This is a genomic window from Mesorhizobium sp. M0830, from assembly GCF_040319965.1.
In the GTDB taxonomy this organism is placed as follows: domain Bacteria; phylum Pseudomonadota; class Alphaproteobacteria; order Rhizobiales; family Rhizobiaceae; genus Mesorhizobium.
The window spans coordinates 1-1,055 of record NZ_JAMYOR010000146.1 but is presented as its reverse complement, the minus strand read 5'-3'; the positions used below and the strand labels follow the sequence as shown (position 1 = coordinate 1,055).

1 protein-coding gene is annotated in these 1,055 nt (G+C 60.6%); it reads right to left on the bottom strand.

Going from position 1 to position 1,055, the window contains the following annotated elements:
• Window positions 1-961 (bottom strand): IS630 family transposase gene (locus NKI20_RS33600; RefSeq protein WP_502898192.1). Its coding sequence is split into 2 segments (ribosomal slippage), with 959 coding nucleotides annotated over them: window positions 1-620 and window positions 623-961; the frame shifts between segments, so codons are not numbered across the junction. This gene is flagged as partial in the annotation.
• Between the last annotated feature and the right edge of the window lie 94 nt (window positions 962-1,055).

The window sequence follows — 1,055 nt, the reverse complement described above, 5'->3', positions numbered from 1 at the left end:
TAGAGCGGGATGAATTTAGGTTGGGCATAGCCAGCCTCGGTGAAGTAATTTCGGCATTCGGTTGACGTGACCTCGCCGAGGATTTGGCCGATGGCGTCACAGACGGTTTCGACTGTTCGCTTGGCAGCCTTGCGCAGCCAGTGCTTGAGCTTGGCGAAGAGCTTCTCGATAGGATTGAGGTCGGGCGAGTATTTCGGCAGCAAGAACAGCCTGGCGCCGGCTGAGCGAATGGCGCGGCGCACGGCCTTGCCCTTGTGCGAGCCGAGATTGTCCATGACGACGATGTCGCCTGGCTTGAGGGTGGGGACGAGAACCTTGTCGACATAGAGCTGGAAACGCTCGCCGTTGATCGGTCCGTCGATGAGCCATGGTGCATCGACACGGTCATGGCGCAACGCCGCCAGGAAGGTCATTGTCTTCCAATGGCCGTGTGGCACCTTGGCTTTGATCCTCTCGCCGCGCGGCGCCCATCCCCTGAGCGGCGCCATGTTGGTTTTGGTCCATGTCTCGTCGATGAACACCAGGCGGGAAGGATCGATACGGTCCTGATACTTGGTCCACTGTGCCCGCCGGCGCGCCACATCCGGGCGATCCTGCTCAGCCGCGATCAGCGTCTTTTTTTGTGACTGAGCTTCTCGGCGTGGACGAACTCCCACACCGAGCGGTAGTCGACCGCAAGGCCGCGCTCGGCCAGTTCGGCCACAAGTCCGCGTAGCGTAAAATCCGCAGCCCGGCAGCGCACCAGCAGCCACTCCCGATGCTCACCGGCAATCTTCTTCGGTCTGTGCCCACCCATCTTGCCGGGCGCAAGACTGTTCGTTTCGCGCAACCGGCTCACCCATCTGATGACGGTGCTGATCCCAACCTCAAAGCGCACTGCCGCCTGCCGCCGCGACAGGCCACCCTGCTCAACTGACGCAACAACCCGTTCGCGAAGATCCATCGAGTAAGGCTTGCCCATCCATGCTGACCTCCTTGCCCAGCATGAAGGTTGAATCAGATTTGCACGCCTAAGGGAATCCCACGCCGATTCAGCCTCAATTCATTCCGCTCTA